Below are 18,587 nucleotides of genomic sequence, written 5' to 3' on the forward strand. Positions count from 1 at the left end.
CAAGAGCCTACCCGAATGGCGTTATGCATTAGTGGAAACAAACCCCCAAAAATTTAATACCAGAAAAACGGATAAAGGCAACAAAAAAATGAGGTTATAAAAATTAAGGATGATTTTCCAAGCCGGTTGCGCCATGATCGGAAACCGGGAACGACCGGCAGGGGAGAATTTAAGGATGATTATTATCGGTTTGACGGATATTCACGGGCAACTGGCGGCTGTCGACGGGATGGCGGCTGTATTGCGAAAGGCCGATATGGTGTTGCTGGCCGGGGATATTACTCACTTCGGCCGGGAGGATGCGGCCGGACAGGTGCTTTTTAAAATCCGGAAATACGCTTCGGTCGTTCTGGCTGTCTGCGGCAATTGTGATTACGCCGGGGTGGAAAAGGTGCTGACCCGGGAAAAAGTAAGTTGCCATGGCGTTCGCGTCCTGGCTGACGGCGTGGCGTTTGTCGGGCTGGGCGGGTCGTTGACGACGCCGTTTCATACGCCCGGAGAGTACACGGAAGATGAACTGGCGGGGTTCCTGGATGCCGCCGCCACGGACCTCAATAGCGAATTGCCGCTGGTGCTGATTTCCCATCAGCCGCCGCTGCATACCGCCTGTGACCGTTTGAGCGACGGCACTCATGTGGGCAGCCGCGCCGTCAGGCAATTTATTGAAAGGTACCAGCCATTGCTATGCCTCACCGGGCATATTCACGAAGCAGCGGGAATGGACCGGATCGGCCGGACCGTGATCGTGAATCCCGGTCCGATAGGCCGGGGAGGGTTTATGCGCGCTGAAATCACCGGCCGGCAGGCGGCCGTTACGCTGGAAAGGGTCAGCGAATAAACGGTTTGACATACTCCCGGAATAGGTTTCTCACTTCCGGACGGGTTTCCGCGTTGAAAAGCCTTTCAAAACAACCGGTATAACCGGTTTTCCGGTTGGAGTAGGCGATGGCTTCAATGTGCTCCTTGTGGGAGCTGACGCCCAGTTGGGAACCCACCGCTCCCATCACGTCGTAGTATCGTTCCACCAGGCTGCGGCGGCCCTTGGCAGTGGGGTGCTGCCAGGCTTTCGCGGCGGAATGGAGAGATATTTTCAGCGCGTTTTTCCGGGCGCAGACTCGCTGCACTATATCATAGGTCATGTAAAAGCTGACCAGGGGGCTGTTGTAAAGGGAGTCCGGCATGGGCCGGTTGGATTCCATCAGGTCGGAGGTGGACAGCGCGCAGAAGTAAGGGACGCTGCCCTGCCGGCCGTACCGGTAGGCGCCGCTTTCCTGGCTTTCCCTGAAGTTTTTCGATCCCGGCAGATCATTTAAAACCGTGGCTTGAATGGTAATGTTGTTGGCCAGGCAGAAGTCGGCCACGGCAATGCCGGAATGATCGTCCAGGCCTTTGAAATAGTCGTAGGGCATGCCGGTGATAAAGGCACCATGGATGGAAATGCCGTGATTCTGAATTTTTTTGATCTGCCGGGCATAGTAATCGGCCACGGACAGACCGCTTTTCTCAATTTCTTTTACCGCCGGTTTATTGATGGATTTGAGGTTGTCCAGGCTCAGGGATTCAAACCCGATAAAGAAATGCGAGGCGCCGGACTGCCGCAGCTTTTCCATGAGCTCCGGACAATCCGCTATTTCGATGGAAATCTGGGAGATGTAATTGATTTTTATCCGGCGGGCGATCATCTCATCCAGAAATGATTCCAGCTTCTTTCTGCTCAACAGCAGGTTATCCGGCAGAAACACATAAAACCGGTTTTTAAAACTGGCGCCCCCCTGCTGGCGGCTTTCGATTTCATCCACAAAGTCCTTTGGCGTCCGGGCCATGAATTTGCGCTGGGCCATGGGCAGAGAGGAGATTGAGCAGAAATTGCATGAATAGGGACAGCCAAGGTATGGCGCGGCCACGTTGCCACGGGTGATGCGGCTCAGGTAATTGCCGATCAGGGGGAGCTTTTTCAGGTAGGGCGGTTCGATGCCGGGCAGCACGGCGATATTTTTTTTCCCCCAGACGCCGTCTTCCAGGGTGATGGACCCGGTGTATTCAGGCTTCAGGGCCATGGCGTTCAAGTCGTTCAGGATTTCGGCGATGACCCTGGAGTCCCCCGGCCCTTTGACCAGGGATACCAGTTCCGGGTGAGGGACATTCCGGCGGATCAGCGTATCGACATCATCGGCCGAAGACGAGACATGGATGCCGCCGAAAATAACCGGGACCCTTCCGTAGTTAAGAGCCATGGCGGACAGGGCCGCGGTCGGGAAGTTGGCGCTGATGCAGGTCATGAAAACGGCCGCGGGTCTGCCGGTTTCCCGGTTGATGATGGTATCAATTTTTTCCCGTTTGCCGTCGGCAATATAAATTCTGGCGGAAGGATTGACCCGGGCCACCTGGTTGGCAATATAGTATGTGGCGTAATTATCGATGCCGTAGAAGGCATTGATGCCGGTTCGCTCTCTGCTGGCGTCAAATTGCAGAAAACGGGTGTAGCTGGTTTCATTCAAGGCGCGGTAATCCTGACGGGTCAGATAGGAAAGAACGTCCATCATCGTGGCGGACGGGTTGGACAGCATGCCCATCAGATCATAAGCAATGGGATTGTATACAATGTAATACTGGTCACTCATTAAGATACCCCCGCCGGTGAAATTACCGCTGCCGACCGGGCAGCCGACTTTGCGTAAAATAACACACATGAATATTTGTTCAAGCACGAAAAGCGTTGCCCGCCGGATAACCGCGGACCGACGGCCGGGTGTTTTGTACGGCTGAACAATGTTCCGTAACCTTTCTGCTAACCGCTTTATTGAGTTGCTTTTTTTCTTGACGGCTTCCGTCCGATAATATAGAAAATGAATTTTCTTCAGGCTTCAGGTTTGGTGGTCGTTCATGAATCATGAATAATGTAACTGGTTTTTAACATTTTAAAATAAGAGAAAAGAAGAGGTCGTGATGGAAAACTTAATCGTTGGTCCTGCTGATTTTTCGTTTTTAGGCATCCCCACGGTGATTTTTTCGTTTCTGATCCCCGTCGTGGGGGTGGGGTGTTTTGCCTATATTATTGCCAAGCGGCTGGCGCCGATTGTCAAGGCCGCGCCTGACAACCGGTTTGACCGCATTCCGGAGCGCCTGATCCAGTTTATTCAGATCTGGCTGCTGCAGTGGCGGCAACCCCGTTACATGATGGCCGGTGTTCTGCACATCATGATCTTTCTCGGTTTTCTGGTGCTGTCTATCCGCTCCACGGAACTGGTCGTGGTCGGTATTTCCAGTGATTTTTCCATGCCCGGGCTCGGCGGTGTGCTGGGATCGATTTACGGTTTTTTCAAGGATTACGCCGCCACCATGGTGCTGATCGCCTGTATTTTCGCCGCCATTCGAAGAGTGCGTAAATCGGAAAAGCGTTTCAACGTCCCTGAAAAATATGATCATACGGGGGAAGCCGTTTTCGTGCTGGGCCTGATCTCCACCCTGATGATCGCTGAAAGTCTGTACGAAGCCAGCGAATTGGCGGCCACCGGCCACAAGGCCTATGCCATCTTTTCTCTGGTCTGGTTCCAGCGCCTGATCCTCTCCTTCGCCTCTCCCAAAATGCTTCAGGCCATTCATATCATTTCTTACTATGTCCATGATCTGGTCTTTTTCTTCTTCCTCTGCTTTCTGCCTCAAGGCAAGCACTTTCACGTTCTTACCTCTTTCTTCAACGTTCTTTTCATGCGTGTCGACCGGGGCAATATCAAACCGGTGCGTTACGATGTTCCGGACGACAAGCTGGATGATCTGGAATCCCTCGGCGTCAAGAAGATGGAGGATTTCACCTGGAAGCATATCCTTGATTTCTATTCCTGCGCGGATTGCGGCCGCTGTTCGGACCAGTGCCCGGCCAACCTGGTGGGCCGTCCCCTGTCTCCCCGGTTTATCAGTATCAAGGCCCGCACCAAGATTTTTGAGAACTATCCCCTGCGGGGCGATTTTCTGGAAAGCAAGCCGCTGATCGGGGATGTTTTCGAAGAGGATGAAATCTGGTCCTGCACCACCTGCGGCGCCTGTGAACAGGAATGCCCGCTGGGGATTGAATATATCGACAAGATCGTTGATCTGCGGCGGGGCATGGTCGATGAAGGCATGGTTCCCCAGTCCCTTCAGAAACCCTTGAGCGCCCTGGAGAAGAGGGGCAACGCCTGGGGCAAGATGGAGAAAAAGAGAGCGGACTGGGCCAAGGTTGAGGATTTTGCCGCTGATTGTCAGGTGAAACTGCTGGAAGAGGGAGACACGGCTGATACCCTTTATTTTGTCGACAGCATTTCTTCCTATGACGACCGCATGCAGGAACTGGCCCGGGCCACCGCCCGGATCCTGGCCGCCGGAGGGACAGATTTCTGTATCCTCGGAAAGGACGAAAAAGACAGCGGCAACGAAGTCAGACGGTTCGGTGAAGAGATGCTGTTCCAGAGTCTTCGCTCCCACAACATTGACATGATTATGGAATCCGGCGTCAAGCATATCGTTACCGCCGACCCCCACGCCTTCAATGCCATTAAAAATGATTATCATGACGACAGGCTTCCGTCGATCGAGCATCTGTCCCAGTACGTTGCCAGAAAAATAAAATCCGGCGAGATTCGTCTTAAATCCGTTGAAGACCCCAGCCGGGTTTATACTTATCATGATCCCTGCTATCTGGGGCGTCACAACAGCGTGTATGACGACCCCCGGTATGCCATGGACGCCATTCCCGGGCTGCGCCGGGTGGAAATGGCCAAGTTCAGGGACCGGTCACTGTGCTGCAGCGGCGGCGGGCTGATGCTGTTTTATGAGCCGGAAGAAGAAGAGCGCATGGGCGTGGTCCGGGTAAAGATGGCGGCCGAAGCGGGCGCGAACGTGATTGTCACCGCCTGCCCCTTCTGCCTGGTGAACATCGAGGACGCCATCAAGGTCGCCAAGATGGACGACACGATGCAGGCCATTGATTTCTCCGAACTGATCGCGCGCCATTTGGAAAGATAGCGTTTCCCGGGACGAAGCCGGGCCCGGGAAGCAGAGAAAACCGTTGGGTTAATGTATGTATGGTAATCGGAAATAACAGTCGGGAGGACAAAAATGGAAATTTTAGTATGCGTGAAGAGAGTGCCGGATACCGAGGAGAACGAAATCCGGTTAAACAGCGCTGGAAACGACATCGAGCGCGATGATCTTGTCTATTCGGTCAACGAATGGGACAACTACGCGGTGGAAGAGGCCATTCAGATCATTGACCGCGTCGGCGGCTGCGTGACCGTGGTCACCGTCGGCAATGAAGAGGCCGAAGAGGTTCTTCGCCGGGAAATGGCCATGGGCGCTGAAAAGGGCATTCTGCTCAAGGATGCCGCCTTTGAAAGCTGCGATGGAAAAGGGATCGCGACCATTCTGGCCGGCCTGGTGAAGAAGGGTAAATATGATCTGATTCTGACCGGCGCCCAGGCGGATGACGGTGCCGCCCAGGTCGGCGGCATGCTGGCGGCCATGTTGGACCTGCCCTACGCCTCGCTGGTGAACAAGATCGAAGTCCAGGACAATAAGTTGAAGGTCGGACGTGAAATTGAAGGCGGCAACCAGGAGATGAATGAAATCGAGCTGCCCTGCGTTCTGTCCATTCAGACCGGTATTAACGAACCCCGCTATGTGGGTATTCGTGGTATCCGCAAGGTCGCTTCGGTGGAGATTCCCGCTTACGGCGCTTCGGATCTCGGTGTTGACGCCGGTTCCATCGGGGCGGTGGTCAAACGGACCGATTATTTCGTACCGGCCATGGGCGAGGGCGCGGAAATGATTACCGGCAGCCTGGATGAGATCGTGGCCAAACTGGTTGAAATCTTAAAAGCCAAAGGAGGGATCAAGTAATGGCTCAGATCTTTGCATATATCACCCATAAGAATGGTAAAGCGGATGATACCGCTCTGGAACTGGCCGCCGCGGCTAAAAAAATCAATGCCGGCGCCGATATCAAGGCCGTTGTCGTGGGCTCGGGCGTGGACGCGGTCTGTCAGGAAGCGGCCGCTTCCTTCAAGGAAGTCTGGAAGATCGACAAGGCGGAGGTAGCCTACCCCAACGCCGAAATTATCCGGGGCCTGCTGGTCAACGCCCTGCCCAAGGATGCCATTGTTCTGCTGGCCCATGACACCTTTGCCATGGATCTTGGCCCCGGCCTGTCCATCAAGAAGGGCGTGCCGTATGTGGCCGACGTCGTCGGCATTGACGCCGTGGAAGGGTCGACCCTGAAAGCCGTTCGCCAGGAATTCGGCGGTCAGATCAGCACCCATGTCAGCTGCGATATCGCCTCCGGCGCCGTCATCACCCTTCGGCCCGGGGCCTTTGAAGCGGATGAGAGCAAGAGCGCCGGCGGCAGCGTGGTGGACAAGACCGGCGATGCCGGAACCGTGGCGGCCAAGCGTAAGTTCCTTGAAGTCGTTCAGGCCGAGGCCGGTGAAGTCGACATCACCAAAGCCGATGTTCTGGTGTCCATCGGCCGCGGCATTGAAGATCAGGAAAACATCCCTATCGCTCAGGAACTGGCCGAGGCCATGGGCGCGGTCGTTTCCTGCTCCAGGCCGATTGTTGACGCCAAGTGGCTGGAAAAGGCCCGGCAGGTGGGTACTTCCGGCCAGACCGTCAAGCCGAACATTTACATGGCCATGGGCATCAGCGGTTCCTTCCAGCACCTGGGCGGTATCAAGGGCGGCTATATCATCGCCGTCAACAAAAATTCCAAGGCGCCGATTTTTCAGGTGGCCGACATCGGTGTCGTGGCCAACATCCTGGAGGTCATGCCCGCTCTGACCGAAAAGATCAAAGAGGGTTAACCCCAGCCCGATATGTTTATAAAAACCGCCGACGGCCTGAAAAGGTCGCCGGCGGTTTTTTTATTTTATGGAGGTGGCAGCGAAGCATTCTTTCTTTATTGTTGACTTGACAGCCGGCGGGTTCCAAACTATTTTATTGGAGAAAACGATAACATTTTGAAAGTAGAGGGGGTTTGCCTGAAATTCAGGCGGATTTCAAATTAACGGTAAAAGGGATGAAGAATGGCGGAAAACGATTATTACCAGATACTCGGGGTAGACAAAAAAGCCTCGGATGAAGATATAAAAAAGGCCTATCGGAAGCTGGCCATGAAATACCATCCTGACCACTATCAGGGGAACGACAAGGCCCAGGCCGAGGAAAAGTTTAAAAAGATAAGCGAGGCTTACGCGGTTTTAAAAGACAAGGAAAAACGGAAACAGTATGACGCCTTTGGTGAACAAGGATTCCATCAGCGCTATTCCCAGGAGGATATTTTCAGGGGGTTTGATTTTGGTGACATATTCAAGGAATTCGGTTTCGGCGGGGGCGGTGGGTTTTTTGGCGGCGGGGGGCGTGGCGGCCGTGCCCGGTTTTCGTTTGACGGCGGAGGTTCCCCCTTCGGCGGTGCCAGGCAGCAACCGCAGTTGAAGGGAGAAGACCTGGTTTATGAAATACCGTTGACGCTCAGGGAGGTCGTTTCCGGTACAACCAAATCAGTGTCTCTGGGGCAGGGTAGCCAGACAGAAAGAATCAATGTCAAAATTCCCAAAGGCATGACCACCGGGAAAAAAATACGCCTGGCCGGCAAAGGGTCGCCCGGCAGTTATGGCGGACCGTCCGGCGATTTATACATTCAGGCCCGGGTAGTGGGCGATTCGGATTTTGTGATCGATGGCTATGATCTTTATATGAAGAAGGAGATCCGGCTGACCGAGGCGTTGCTCGGCACAACCCTCACCATCCCGGCCGTCACCGAGGGCGATCTCACCCTAAAGGTCCCTCCCGGCACTAAACATAAGAGCAAGTTGCGGCTGACGGGGCAGGGGATTCCTCATATGAAGGGAAGCGGTCGCGGGCATCTGTTCGTGGAGATACTGGTTGACTTGCCGTCCAAACTGACCAAAAGGCAGAAAGAACTGGTCAGGGAACTGGCCGGAACCGGCTTGTAGGGCTCATCCATATTGACAAATCAATGTGTTGTGTGCGATAAAAAAAGAAGATGCCGCAAGGGGACACCAGACGCGGGAACGGATCCGGTGTGGAAAGGACCGCATGAATGTTGAGCGGCTGATCGTCACTTGTAAATATTCGGTTCACAGAAAAAAACAATTTTGATATAAGAATATATGCGGGTTATAATATAAAGATAAAAAATAGAAAGATGGGAGCGGTTGTGTCCCGTTTGTTTTATTATTGGTAGTGTTGAATCGGGTTAAAGCCTGCGGGGGAGCATAAGGGGTTTGTTGCCTTCAATAATTACTGAAGAGGGAATGTGATGATCATTACCTGTGAAAAATGCGGGGGAAGCTTTAAGCTGGATGAAAAGTTGATAAAACCCGGCGGTACCAAGATGCAGTGTTCGAAATGCCGGCATATCTTTCGTGCTTATCCTCCCGGCGGGACTTCACCATCAAAGGGTCCGTCAGATATTGAACTGATCACCTGTGAGAAATGCGGTGCCGGTTTTAAAATGAAAAGTTCCCTTTTGAAACCGGATGGCTCCAAAGTCCGCTGTTCAAAATGCCAGCATATTTTTCTCGCTTATTCCTCTTCAGCAACACCCGGGGCAGTAAAACCGGAAGCAGAAACAGCCAAACCGGCGGCGCCGGCAAAGCCCAAAAAAGTCGCTCCCGCCCCTTCCTTTGAGCCGGAGTCGGTTGATGATACGGCGGTTTTTGCCGACGAGATGGACCTGGACCTTGAGGAAAAGCCGAAGAAGGCGGAATCCAAGGCGTCTGATGCTATGGATCTGGAGCTGGAATTGGACGAGGACGAAGCTGGCGGCGATTTGGATCTGGACTTGGAGGAGAAGCCGAAGAAGGCGGAATCCAAGGCGTCTGATGATATGGATCTGGAACTGGAATTGGACGAGGACGAAGCTGGCGGCGATTTGGATCTGGACTTGGAGGAGAAGCCGAAGAAAGCGGAATCCGAGGCGTCTGATGATATGGATCTGGAACTGGATCTGGACGAGGAGGATTCAGGCGAGGACCTCGAGCTTGATCTTGAGGAAAAGCCGAAGAAGGAAAAAGGCAAGGCAGCCGGGGCGCCTAAAAAATCTTCGGGTGACGAGGAAATTGACTTTTCCGAGGTGGACGACCTGCTCGAATCCGAGGACGTTTCCGTAGCTGATACGGTCGAGGTTTCGTCCCATGACCTGGGGCTTTCGCTGGATGAAGACGATGACTCTGGTGGGGGAGTTGAACAGCAGGAGATCGATCTGGCGGATCTGGAACAGACCATAGAAATGGAGCTTCTGGAACCGGAAGAGGAAAGCGACAGGGAAGAGGCTGAAGATGTTGAGCTTGCGCTCGCGGATGATGACGAGGAGGAAGACGAGGAGGAAGAATCTCTGAGTGAAGGGGACGGGGATGACTTCTCTGATATAGAGGAAATGCTTTCCTCCGGTGATGATGAGGAAACGATAGAGCTTGACCTGGAAGGGGAAGAAGACAAGGAAAAAGAGGAAGCGGGAAAAGCCGAAGAAGCGGAAGAATCCGCTGCCAAGGGGAAAAAGGCGAAAGCGGCCAAGAAAGTCAAAGAGAAAAAGGTAAAAGCGGAGAAAGAGCCGGGAGAAAAGAAATCGCTCAAGAAGGTGATCATACTGGCGCTGGTGATCCTGCTGGTGCTGATCGGCCTGGGCGTCGGTTTTGTCTTTAAAGACCAGATTCTTCCGCTGATCGGAATGGGCCAGAAGGCTCCTGCCGGTAGCGGCACCCCCGTTGTTATGGATAATACCATGACCGATTTTGTTGATAACGCTAAAAGCGGTAAGCTGTTTATCATAAAGGGCAGCGTCAAGAATGAATCCGCGGAGTCCAAACGGTTCATCAGGGTCGTGGCGAACCTGTACTCGGCCGGACGCAAGTTGGAGATGACTTCGTCTGCTTACTGCGGTAATATTCTGACCAATGAAGAACTGGCGACGGCTGAACTGGCGGCTATCAATAACCGTCTGGCGGTTCAGGCCGGAGATAACAACAGGAATGCCGACGTTAAACCGGGGATGACCATTCCTTTCATGATCGTTATCAACCAAATGCCCGGTAATCTTGAGGAATATGAAGTCAAGGTGTCTGAATCCGCGCCGGTGAAGTAGCCCGGATCTTCGGCGTTCCGGCCGGATGACAGAAGGGGCCGGGTCGGCGATGCCCGTCTGGAAATATGAAGCGCCTGTTTGATATATCCTTGACTAACGCCATATAAGCTGGTATTGGGTTTTTTCGTTTATCGACGGTGGCTCTGTTTTCCCGGATCATTCCGGCAGTAATCGACAGACAGCATAGATGGCGATGTAGCTCAGCTGGTTAGAGCATGCGGCTCATATCCGCAGTGTCCGGGGTTCAAGTCCCTGCATCGCCACCAGCTTTCTGGATACAGTCAAGGCTCTTTTGGATTTTTCCGAAGGGCCTGTTGTTTTTAGACGGAAGGCAGGAAATATGCTGGCCGGCTTTTCCAGGATTGTGGAACAACGGATCGAACAGGCGAGAAAAGAAGGCGCCTTTGACAATCTTCCCGGCGCCGGCAAACCCCTGGACCTTCCCGATGACAGCCATATCCCGGAAGACCTTCGTCTGGCCTATAAAATATTGAGAAACGCTGACTGCCTGCCGCCGGAAATCGAGTTGCGCAGAGAAATTCAACGCACCGAAGACCTTCTGGCTGGAGAAAAGGACGTCCAGAAGCAATATCGACTGACAAAAAAACTGAATTTTCTTATCACCCGGTTGAATATGGCTCGCCCCACCAGAATTGCCCTGGAAGTGCCGCAGAAATATTACGGCAAACTCTGTGATAGAATCTCGGGAGACGCCAGATAAGCTTTTCAACAATCTGACAGCGGGTTAATCATGTCCACAATTGTTGTCGCCCTGATTGCCGGCGGTGCCTCTTCGGAAAGAGAAATATCTTTAAAGGGGGGGGATCAGATCTTTGCCGCCCTGGATAAAAGTCGATATACGATTTTACGTTACGACCCCAGGGATGATATCGGCCGCCTGGTCCAGGACGCCGGGCGAATTGATACCGCTTTCATCAATCTTCACGGCCGGAACGGAGAGGATGGAACGGTTCAGGGGCTGCTGGATCTGTTGGGGATCCCCTACCAGTGTTCGGGCGTTCTGGGCAGCGCCCTGGCGACCAATAAGCTGGCTTCAAAACGGATTTATGAGCAGGCCGGCCTGCCGGTATCCCCTTATCTTGCGGTCCGCAAGAGGCAGCAGCCGGACGCGGGACTGTTAAGGACCCATCTTTTTTTCCCGGACAGGCCCCTGGTGGTCAAGCCGGTCAGCGGCGGCTCAAGTATCGGGATGTCCATCATATCGGAAGAAGCGGAGTTGCCGGCGGCGCTGGAGAAGGCCTGGGCGGATGATGATGAGGTGCTGCTGGAGTCTTTTGTAGACGGCCGGGAACTGACCGTGGGGATTATCGGCAACGATATCCCGGAAGCGCTGCCGGTGGTGGAGATCATTCCCGGGGAAGAATATGAATTTTTTGATTACGAGGCCAAGTATAAAGCCGGCGCCACCCGGGAAATTTGCCCGGCTGAAATTAACGAAGCGCTGGCCCGAAAGGCTCAAGAGTTCGGGCGCCGGGCCCACACGGCCCTGTTCTGCAAAGGCTACAGCCGCACCGACATGATCGCCAGGGGGGACGAGGTGTTTGTGCTGGAAACCAACACCATCCCGGGCATGGTTCCCACCAGTCTTCTGCCCCTGGCGGCCAGGGCGGCCGGGATGCCGTTTTCCGGTTTGCTGGACCGGTTAATCTCTTTGAGTCTGGAGAAAAGAGGCTGAACCCGCTTCGTGTAAAGAAGGGGACGCTAAAGGAGGATCCATGAAAATACTGGTCATCGGCGGTGGCGGCAGGGAGCACGCCCTGGTATGGAAGATCGCCCAGAGCCCCCGGGTCAAAAAAATTTACTGCGCCCCCGGTAACGCGGGAATTGCCAGGCTGGCGACAAATGTTCCCATTGCCGCGGATGATGTTGACCGGCTGTTTGCTTTTGCCGTTGAAAAGGCCGTGGACCTGACGGTGGTGGGGCCGGAAGCGCCGCTGGAAAAAGGCATTGTCGACCGCTTTGAAAAAAAAGGGTTGCGTATATTCGGCGCCACTTCCCGCGCGGCCCAGCTGGAAACCAGCAAGGCCTTTGCCAAGAACATCATGAAAAAATACGGCATCCCCACGGCCCGGGGCCGCTCCTTTGACGTGTTTGAGGAGGCCTGCGCCTATATAAGCGAAAAGGGCCCCCGGGTGGTGGTCAAGGCCGACGGCCTGGCCGCCGGCAAGGGCGTGTTTGTCTGCGGCTCGGAAAAAGAGGCCGTTGATGCCTTAAAGCAGATCATGAAGGACAAAGTATTCGGTGAGGCCGGCAGCCGGGTGGTTATTGAGGAACGTTTGAGCGGGGAAGAGGTTTCCTTCCTGGCCTTTACCGACGGTTACACCGTTCTCCCGCTGCCCTGCTCACAGGACCACAAGACGATTTTTGACGGGGATCAGGGGCCGAATACCGGCGGCATGGGCGCCTATTCTCCGGCGCCCGTCGTGGATAAGTATCTTCACCGGAAAATCATGGAGACGGTCATGCGGCCCACGGTGCGCGCTATGGCCGCCGAAGGCATCCCCTACAAGGGGGTTCTATATGCCGGACTGATGGTGGCCGGAGGCAGGATTAACGTTCTGGAATTCAATGCCCGGTTCGGCGATCCTGAAACCCAGCCCCTGATGATGCGGATGAAAAGCGATATGGTGCCGGTCATGGAGGCGGTGTGCAACGGCACCCTTCATGAATGTTCCCTTGATATCGACGAACGCGCCGCTGTTTGCGTGGTTATGACGGCTGGCGGCTATCCCGGGCGCTACGACAAGGGTTTGCCCATCTCCGGGCTGGGAAGCGTCAGCCGAATGAAAGATGTCGTGGTTTTTCATGCCGGCACCCGCGCCAAAGGAAAACAGATCGTCACCGACGGAGGACGGGTCCTGGGGGTTACCGCCCTGGGCAGCACGGTGGAACAGGCGATCACGAGGGCCTATGGGGCGGTATCCAGAATTTCCTGGAAGGACTCCTATCACCGTACGGATATCGGCGGCCGGGCATTAAAGCGGGAAGGTGTCAGGCCGCTGGTTTCGATTGTCATGGGAAGCGACAGCGACCTGCCGGTCATGGAGGAGGTGGCCGGGGTGCTCAAGCGGTTTGATGTCGCCTATGAGATCAAGATCGCCTCCGCTCACCGGACTCCGGAAAAAGCGGCCATCCTGGCCGAATCGGCGCGGAGACGGGGCATACGGGTGATCATCGCCGGAGCCGGTATGGCGGCCGCCCTGCCCGGGTCCCTGGCGGCCCATACGACCCTGCCGGTCATCGGCGTTCCCATCAACGCATCGCCCGTTAACGGGCTGGACGCCCTGCTGTCCATGGCGCAGATGCCGCCCGGCGTGCCCGTGGCGACGGTGGCCATTGGCAAACCGGGCGCGAAAAACGCCGGGTTGCTGGCGGTTCAAATTCTGGCCGTTGCCGATGAACAGCTGGCCGAAAAATTGAGCGATTATAAAAAAGAAATGGCCGACGAGGTGGAGCGGAAAGAAAAGGCGCTCAATGAAAAACGCACCTGAAATCCGGAAAACGGATGCCCTGCATCCGGACCCGGATTTAATCGAGGCCGCCTGCCGGGTCATTCGAGCCGGTGGCGTGGTGGCCTTTCCCGCGTCATCTCTTTACGGCCTCGCGGCCGATGCTTTCAACCGGCTGGCCGTGGACAGAGTCTTCCGGATGAAGAAACGTCCGGCCGATAAACCCATTCTGTTGTTGATCAGGGATCGCGAAGCACTGTCAACACTGGCGGCGGATATCCCGCCGTCGGCCATTCGACTGATGGACGCCTTCTGGCCGGGAAACGTTACCCTGGTTTTTTCCGCCGCGAAAGAAGTTTCCGGCTACCTGACATCCGGAACCGGCAGGATCGGCGTCCGCGTGCCGGCCCAGCCGGTGGCCCGTGCCCTGGTCAACGGCCTGGACAACCCGATCACCGGAACCAGCGCAAACCTGTCCGGACATCCCGGAGTCGACGTGGCTTCGGAGTTGAGCGAAATTCTGGCGGAGCCCCCGGAGCTGATCCTGGATGCCGGAAAACTCAAGGGAGGAAAAGGTTCGACGGTGGTGGATGTTTCCGTTAATCCACCGATTGTTTTGCGGGAGGGGGCGGTCCCGGCCGGAGAGATCTTTGCGGCGCTGAATTTGTATAGATCCTGACAGATTTTTTTGCGGCGGTTTGTTGACAAGAATGCCGGAATTTTTTATAAGTGCAGGCTGATACTGCCGGAGTGGTGAAACTGGTAGACGCAGAGGACTCAAAATCCTCCGATGGCAACATCGTGTCGGTTCGATTCCGACCTCCGGCACCAGAACAAATGAAAAGGGGTTGCGGCGATTCAGGATAAAGCCGCATCCCCTTTTATTTTTGGGTTCAGGTGGTGGGTTGACCACACGGTGAGAAGAGAGACCTGGAGCCGGCTATCCCGGGCTAAAGCAGGCCGTGCAGGCTTTTCCCGATCATAAAACAGCCGGCCGCCACCAGGGCTGAAAACGGGATGGTGACTACCCAGGCCCAGACGATCCGCTGGGCCACGCCCCACTTGATCCCCGACAGTTTGTTGACGGCACCCACGCCGATGATGGAACCGGTGATGGTGTGGGTGGTGGAAACCGGCACGCCCATGTGGGTGGCCAGAAACAGGGTAATGGCGCCGGAGGTCTCGGCGCAGAATCCGCCGATGGGCTTGAGGGTGGTGATTCTCATGCCCATGGTTTTGACGATGCGCCAGCCGCCGAAAGCCGTTCCCACGGCCATGGCCAGGTGGCAGGACAGGATAATCCAGGCGGTTTTCATGTCCAGCAGGGAGAGCTGGGTGTCGGCCGGCATCATGCCGGCGGCAAACAGCAGGGCCATGATGATGCCCATGGTTTTCTGGGCGTCGTTGCCGCCATGGCCCAGGGAATAAAGGGCCGCGGAAACCAGCTGGCCTTTGCGGAACAGTTTGTCCAGCGAATAGGGCCGCCATTTGCGGAAGACCCAGATAACGGTGAACATGATGAACATGCCGATGACCAGGCCCAGCAGAGGGGCCAGGGGAATAAACTTGACGGTAATCCAGATCTTGTCCCAGCGGATGATGTCCCATCCGGCATAGGCGATGCCGGCTCCGGTAAAGCCGCCGACCAGGGCATGGGAGGAACTGGTGGGCAGGCCCCACCACCAGGTCAGCAGGTCCCAGACAATGGCGCCGATCAGACCGGTCAAAACCACATAGACAAAATGCGGGTCGGTAGGATCGATACGGACGATTTTGGAAATCGTGCTGGCAACCTTGGGGGCGAAAAAAAACATGGCGATAAAGTTAAAGAATGCGGCCCACCATACGGCCACTCCGGGACTCAGCACCCGGGTGGAGACCACGGTGGCGATGGAGTTGGCCGAATCATGAAACCCGTTGATGACGTCGAAGATCAGGGCGACCGCAACGGTGAAAATGACGACTATCAGAGCCCAGTCCATATTAAGAAGCCTCGATCACAATGCCTTCGATGGTTTTGGTCACGTCATGACATTTGTCCGTGGCCTTTTCCAGCAGTTCAAAGACCTCTTTCCACTTGATCAGCGTGAACGGGTCCTTTTCCTCTTTAAACAGCCTGGCCATGGCGGAATGAAGTATGAAATCGCCTTCCTGCTCCATCTTGGAGACAAACTTGCATTTTTCGCTGATGGCCGGGGGATCGGTGATCTTGCGCATCAGCTTCATGATATCGCCGAGGGTTCGGGAGGCGTTTCTCAGGATAATGGCAAAGGCCAGCATTTCCGGTTTTATTTCTTTTATTTCATATAGTTTGATGCAGGTGGCGGCCTCCTCGATCAGGTCGAGAATATCGTCCAGCCGGCTGATCAGCCGGCGGATTTCATTGCGGTCAAAGGGCGTGATGAAGGTCTGGTGAAGGGCCGACATGCATTCATGGGTGATGTGGTCGGCACGGGTTTCGATCTCTTTGATCCTGGCGCAGATGGCCACGACATCGACGTTCCCCTCCGCCAGCTTGATCAGGTACTCGCAGGCCTCGCTGATCAGGGCGTTATGCGCTTCAAAATAGTCAAAGAAACTCGTTGTCTTGGGCAAAAATTTTTTTAACATGACCGGGCCGTCCTTTTTTCGATTATCGGTTTTTAAGGCCGTCGCTAATCATTACGTAACGGTTTTTTTACAATTCACATGGGGGTTTCATATAACAGGTTTTTTCAGAAGGCAACACCGGATTTTATAGGCGGCTTTTCATTTGATTCCCAGCTCCAGCCGGGCGGCCGTCAGCAGGTTGATATGGGTGGTGCCGGCGCCGATTTCCAGCAGTTTGGCGTCCCGCATGAGTTTTTCGATGTGGTATTCCTCCATGTACCCGTACCCGCCGTGGATCTGGATGGCGTCCAGGGCCACCTCCACGGCCGCCCGGGCGGCGTAGGCTTTAGTGGCGCAGACATAGGCCATGTCCGGCTTGCCGGCCCGGGCCATGTCGGCCAGGCGGAGAACGATGGACCAGCAGTTCTGCAGGTGGATGTACATGTTGGCGATCTGGAGCTGAACGGCCTGGAATTCGCCGATGGGCCGGCCGAACTGGCGGCGTTTTTTAGCGTATTTCACCGACTGTTCGTAGCATTTTTCGATAATGCCCAGGCACATGGGGCAGATGCCGGTCCGTTCCGAGCCCAGGGAATCCCGGACCTCCCGGCGGCCGCCCTGCTTCTCTTTCCCGCCCAGGAGGTTTTCCGCGGGCACGGCCACATCATCCAGAAAAATCTCGCCGGTGGGCGAGTCCTTCATGCCCATCTTTTTTAAAGGGCTGCCGGTGGACAGGCCCTTCATGGCGCGCTCCAGGATAAAGGCGTGGGGGATCTGCTCGGCGGCGGGCTGGCCCTGGTCCAGCTTGGCATAGACCACAAAGATATCCGCGTACGGCGCGTTGGTGATAAAGGTCTTGCTGCCGCTGATCCGGTAATGATCCCCGTCTTTTCGGGCGGTGGTCTTCATGGCGCCCAGGGCGTCGGAACCGGCCTCGGGCTCGGTCAGGGCCCAGGCCCCGATTTTTTCAAATGTGATGGCCGGCACGGCGTACTTTCTGATCTGCGCCGGCGTGCCTTTATCCAGGATGTTGCCGCCGCACAGGCCCACGCCGGCGCCCCAGGACATGCAGAACCCCGGGCTGACCCGGGACATCTCCTTGACCACCACCGAGACCAGCAGCGGGTCCATGCCTTCCATGACGTCCATGGCGCCCTTTGACCGGGAGGCGTCCCACTGGCCGCTTTCCATCTTGTCCGCCCGCCGGTTCAGGGAATCCCTGATCCAGCTTGCGCCCATGACGTCGGTCATCATCCGCCGCATTAAATCATAAGGCAGCTCCCGGCCGCTTTCAAACTCCGGAATTTTCGGCAGGATCTCCTTTTCGGCATAGTCGCGGATGGCCTGTTCAATCATGCGGTGTTCCTGTTTGAGCTCGATCATGGCGGATCCTCCCCAAAGGCACGGCGGTTTATTTGTTTGTGGCGTTTAGTTGTTTATAGCCGCTTATATCATTATATATAGGGGGATTCAAACCTCATAAAGTCTTCGGCAACAGGCAGCGTGTGGCATAACCGGCTATTGATATTGATTAACAGTATGATATAGTTAAAATATAATTATATGTTAGGCACTCCATATGAATGTGCGCGCTAAATTCTGGCTTTTAAATGCATTCTGGATGATTGGAGGAAGTGCTCTTCTGCTGATGTGGGCGTCAAACTTATTAGGTAATGAAGCAGTCATATATCTCTTCTTCTGGATGATCATAATTTCGTTGATAAATTTTCTGGTTATTCGGTGCCCCCAATGCGGAACCTCGGCATACTTCGTCCGCAAATTTATTTACAGGGGTTGGCCGAATCGAAACTGCCGAAAGTGCGGGAGTAGAATAATATGAGACAAACCAAACTTATAACCATCTTTAAAGACAGTCGGAGAAAGCTCTGGCTGTCTCTGGCTTCCGCGGTTCGGCCATAAAAGAATGGGGGATGATTATGAAAGCAGAGTTTACGGCAATAATTGAACCGGCGCCTGAAGGCGGCTTCTGGGCGATTTGTCCGGAAGTTCCAGGCGCCAATGGTCAGGGAGAAACAATAGAGGAAGCAAAAAATAATCTTCGTGACGCTATAGAGTTGATTGTAGAAGACCGAAAGGCTGACATTCTCCGAGGGCTTCCCGATGACGCCATTCAGGAAAAGGTTCTGGTCGGATGAAGCGACGAGACTTGGAAAGAAGGTTAAGAATCGCGGGATGATACATGAAACGAGAAGGTGCCTCTCATTCTCTTTGGATAAATCCAAAGAACGGTACGATTGAAGCAGTGCCCAGACACACCGAGATAAAGGAACCATTAGCCAAAAGAATTCTGAAGAACCTCAATGCGGAGTAAATGACCGAACATATTGCAGCATTAACGCTAGCGTGTACTCATCTCAACTGTTTTGGAAAAA

General features: G+C 54.7%; 16 protein-coding genes and 2 tRNA genes. 14 read left to right on the top strand and 4 right to left on the bottom strand.

All coding sequences use genetic code 11. The features are described 5' to 3' along the window. Positions 1-175 precede the first annotated feature (175 nt). Complete coding sequence (locus tag AB1724_03415; protein MEW6076840.1) at positions 176-838, top strand: metallophosphoesterase family protein; 663 nt, start codon at positions 176-178, stop codon at positions 836-838. Here AB1724_03415 and AB1724_03420 read toward each other — a convergent pair. Next, complete coding sequence (locus tag AB1724_03420) at positions 828-2,621, bottom strand: radical SAM protein (protein MEW6076841.1); 1,794 nt, start codon at positions 2,619-2,621, stop codon at positions 828-830. The genes AB1724_03415 and AB1724_03420 overlap by 11 nt on opposite strands. A 325-nt stretch (positions 2,622-2,946) precedes the next feature. Here AB1724_03420 and AB1724_03425 point away from each other — a divergent pair, with 325 nt between their 5' ends. The 11 genes from AB1724_03425 (at position 2,947) to AB1724_03475 (ending at position 14,436) form a co-directional block, all read left to right on the top strand. After that, positions 2,947-5,001, top strand: coding sequence for a (Fe-S)-binding protein (locus AB1724_03425; protein MEW6076842.1), 2,055 nt, complete (start codon positions 2,947-2,949; stop codon positions 4,999-5,001). Between the two features lie 93 nt (positions 5,002-5,094). After that, a complete protein-coding gene (locus tag AB1724_03430; GenBank protein ID MEW6076843.1) occupies positions 5,095-5,874 on the top strand; it encodes an electron transfer flavoprotein subunit beta/FixA family protein in 780 nt (259 codons plus the stop codon). Beyond that, positions 5,874-6,833 carry an electron transfer flavoprotein subunit alpha/FixB family protein gene (locus AB1724_03435; GenBank protein MEW6076844.1) on the top strand — a complete coding sequence of 320 codons (960 nt, stop codon included), beginning with the start codon at positions 5,874-5,876 and terminating at the stop codon, positions 6,831-6,833. Before AB1724_03430 ends, AB1724_03435 begins: the two co-directional genes overlap by 1 nt. A 222-nt stretch (positions 6,834-7,055) precedes the next feature. Continuing rightward, positions 7,056-7,985 carry a J domain-containing protein gene (locus AB1724_03440; GenBank protein MEW6076845.1) on the top strand — a complete coding sequence of 310 codons (930 nt, stop codon included), beginning with the start codon at positions 7,056-7,058 and terminating at the stop codon, positions 7,983-7,985. 326 nt (positions 7,986-8,311) lie between these two features. Then, entirely contained in the window at positions 8,312-10,135 is a 1,824-nt protein-coding gene (locus AB1724_03445) for a DUF3426 domain-containing protein (GenBank protein MEW6076846.1), read from the top strand. Between the two features lie 189 nt (positions 10,136-10,324). Continuing rightward, positions 10,325-10,401: transfer RNA gene (locus AB1724_03450), tRNA-Met, on the top strand. 74 nt (positions 10,402-10,475) lie between these two features. Beyond that, entirely contained in the window at positions 10,476-10,856 is a 381-nt protein-coding gene (locus tag AB1724_03455; protein MEW6076847.1) for a DUF1992 domain-containing protein, read from the top strand. Between the two features lie 30 nt (positions 10,857-10,886). Next, positions 10,887-11,831 (top strand): D-alanine--D-alanine ligase, encoded by a 945-nt coding sequence (locus AB1724_03460; protein MEW6076848.1) that lies wholly within the window; start codon positions 10,887-10,889, stop codon positions 11,829-11,831. Positions 11,832-11,871: 40 nt separating this feature from the next. Then, positions 11,872-13,647 carry a phosphoribosylamine--glycine ligase gene (gene purD, locus AB1724_03465; protein MEW6076849.1) on the top strand — a complete coding sequence of 592 codons (1,776 nt, stop codon included), beginning with the start codon at positions 11,872-11,874 and terminating at the stop codon, positions 13,645-13,647. Beyond that, positions 13,631-14,284 carry an L-threonylcarbamoyladenylate synthase gene (locus AB1724_03470; GenBank protein MEW6076850.1) on the top strand — a complete coding sequence of 218 codons (654 nt, stop codon included), beginning with the start codon at positions 13,631-13,633 and terminating at the stop codon, positions 14,282-14,284. The genes purD and AB1724_03470 overlap by 17 nt, the downstream gene beginning before the upstream one ends. A 65-nt stretch (positions 14,285-14,349) precedes the next feature. Further along, a tRNA-Leu gene (locus AB1724_03475) sits at positions 14,350-14,436 on the top strand. A 119-nt stretch (positions 14,437-14,555) separates the two neighbouring features. Here the strand turns inward: AB1724_03475 and AB1724_03480 are convergent. From AB1724_03480 to AB1724_03490, 3 genes are all read right to left on the bottom strand, one after another. Next, positions 14,556-15,587: an inorganic phosphate transporter gene (locus AB1724_03480; protein ID MEW6076851.1), complete on the bottom strand. Its 1,032-nt coding sequence runs from the start codon at positions 15,585-15,587 to the stop codon at positions 14,556-14,558. A 1-nt stretch (position 15,588) separates the two neighbouring features. Then, positions 15,589-16,215, bottom strand: coding sequence for a DUF47 family protein (locus tag AB1724_03485; protein MEW6076852.1), 627 nt, complete (start codon positions 16,213-16,215; stop codon positions 15,589-15,591). Between the two features lie 138 nt (positions 16,216-16,353). Beyond that, positions 16,354-17,577 (bottom strand): acyl-CoA dehydrogenase family protein, encoded by a 1,224-nt coding sequence (locus AB1724_03490; GenBank protein ID MEW6076853.1) that lies wholly within the window; start codon positions 17,575-17,577, stop codon positions 16,354-16,356. A 554-nt stretch (positions 17,578-18,131) separates the two neighbouring features. Between AB1724_03490 and AB1724_03495 the strand changes: the two genes are divergently transcribed. Both AB1724_03495 and AB1724_03500 read left to right on the top strand, forming a co-directional pair. Then, positions 18,132-18,350, top strand: a complete 219-nt coding sequence (locus tag AB1724_03495) for a type II toxin-antitoxin system HicB family antitoxin (protein ID MEW6076854.1) — start codon at positions 18,132-18,134, stop codon at positions 18,348-18,350. A gap of 44 nt (positions 18,351-18,394) precedes the next feature. Further along, positions 18,395-18,526: an addiction module toxin, HicA family gene (locus AB1724_03500; GenBank protein MEW6076855.1), complete on the top strand. Its 132-nt coding sequence runs from the start codon at positions 18,395-18,397 to the stop codon at positions 18,524-18,526. The last annotated feature ends 61 nt before the right edge of the window (positions 18,527-18,587 follow it).

The organism is Thermodesulfobacteriota bacterium, assembly GCA_040753795.1.
Taxonomy (GTDB): Bacteria; Desulfobacterota; Desulfobacteria; order Desulfobacterales; family Desulfosudaceae; genus JBFMDX01.

Bases quoted from the DNA above. Each gene is read 5' to 3' on its own strand.
- AB1724_03435 (MEW6076844.1), top strand. From the start codon at position 5,874: ATGGCTCAGATCTTTGCATATATCACCCATAAGAATGGTAAAGCGGAT.
- AB1724_03500 (MEW6076855.1), top strand. From the start codon at position 18,395: ATGAAACGAGAAGGTGCCTCTCATTCTCTTTGGATAAATCCAAAGAAC.
- AB1724_03470 (MEW6076850.1), top strand. From the start codon at position 13,631: ATGAAAAACGCACCTGAAATCCGGAAAACGGATGCCCTGCATCCGGAC.
- purD (MEW6076849.1), top strand. From the start codon at position 11,872: ATGAAAATACTGGTCATCGGCGGTGGCGGCAGGGAGCACGCCCTGGTA.
- AB1724_03420 (MEW6076841.1), bottom strand. From the start codon at position 2,621: ATGAGTGACCAGTATTACATTGTATACAATCCCATTGCTTATGATCTG.
- AB1724_03495 (MEW6076854.1), top strand. From the start codon at position 18,132: ATGAAAGCAGAGTTTACGGCAATAATTGAACCGGCGCCTGAAGGCGGC.
- AB1724_03445 (MEW6076846.1), top strand. From the start codon at position 8,312: ATGATCATTACCTGTGAAAAATGCGGGGGAAGCTTTAAGCTGGATGAA.
- AB1724_03425 (MEW6076842.1), top strand. From the start codon at position 2,947: ATGGAAAACTTAATCGTTGGTCCTGCTGATTTTTCGTTTTTAGGCATC.
- AB1724_03415 (MEW6076840.1), top strand. From the start codon at position 176: ATGATTATTATCGGTTTGACGGATATTCACGGGCAACTGGCGGCTGTC.
- AB1724_03485 (MEW6076852.1), bottom strand. From the start codon at position 16,215: ATGTTAAAAAAATTTTTGCCCAAGACAACGAGTTTCTTTGACTATTTT.
- AB1724_03490 (MEW6076853.1), bottom strand. From the start codon at position 17,577: ATGATCGAGCTCAAACAGGAACACCGCATGATTGAACAGGCCATCCGC.
- AB1724_03430 (MEW6076843.1), top strand. From the start codon at position 5,095: ATGGAAATTTTAGTATGCGTGAAGAGAGTGCCGGATACCGAGGAGAAC.
- AB1724_03455 (MEW6076847.1), top strand. From the start codon at position 10,476: ATGCTGGCCGGCTTTTCCAGGATTGTGGAACAACGGATCGAACAGGCG.
- AB1724_03460 (MEW6076848.1), top strand. From the start codon at position 10,887: ATGTCCACAATTGTTGTCGCCCTGATTGCCGGCGGTGCCTCTTCGGAA.
- AB1724_03440 (MEW6076845.1), top strand. From the start codon at position 7,056: ATGGCGGAAAACGATTATTACCAGATACTCGGGGTAGACAAAAAAGCC.
- AB1724_03480 (MEW6076851.1), bottom strand. From the start codon at position 15,587: ATGGACTGGGCTCTGATAGTCGTCATTTTCACCGTTGCGGTCGCCCTG.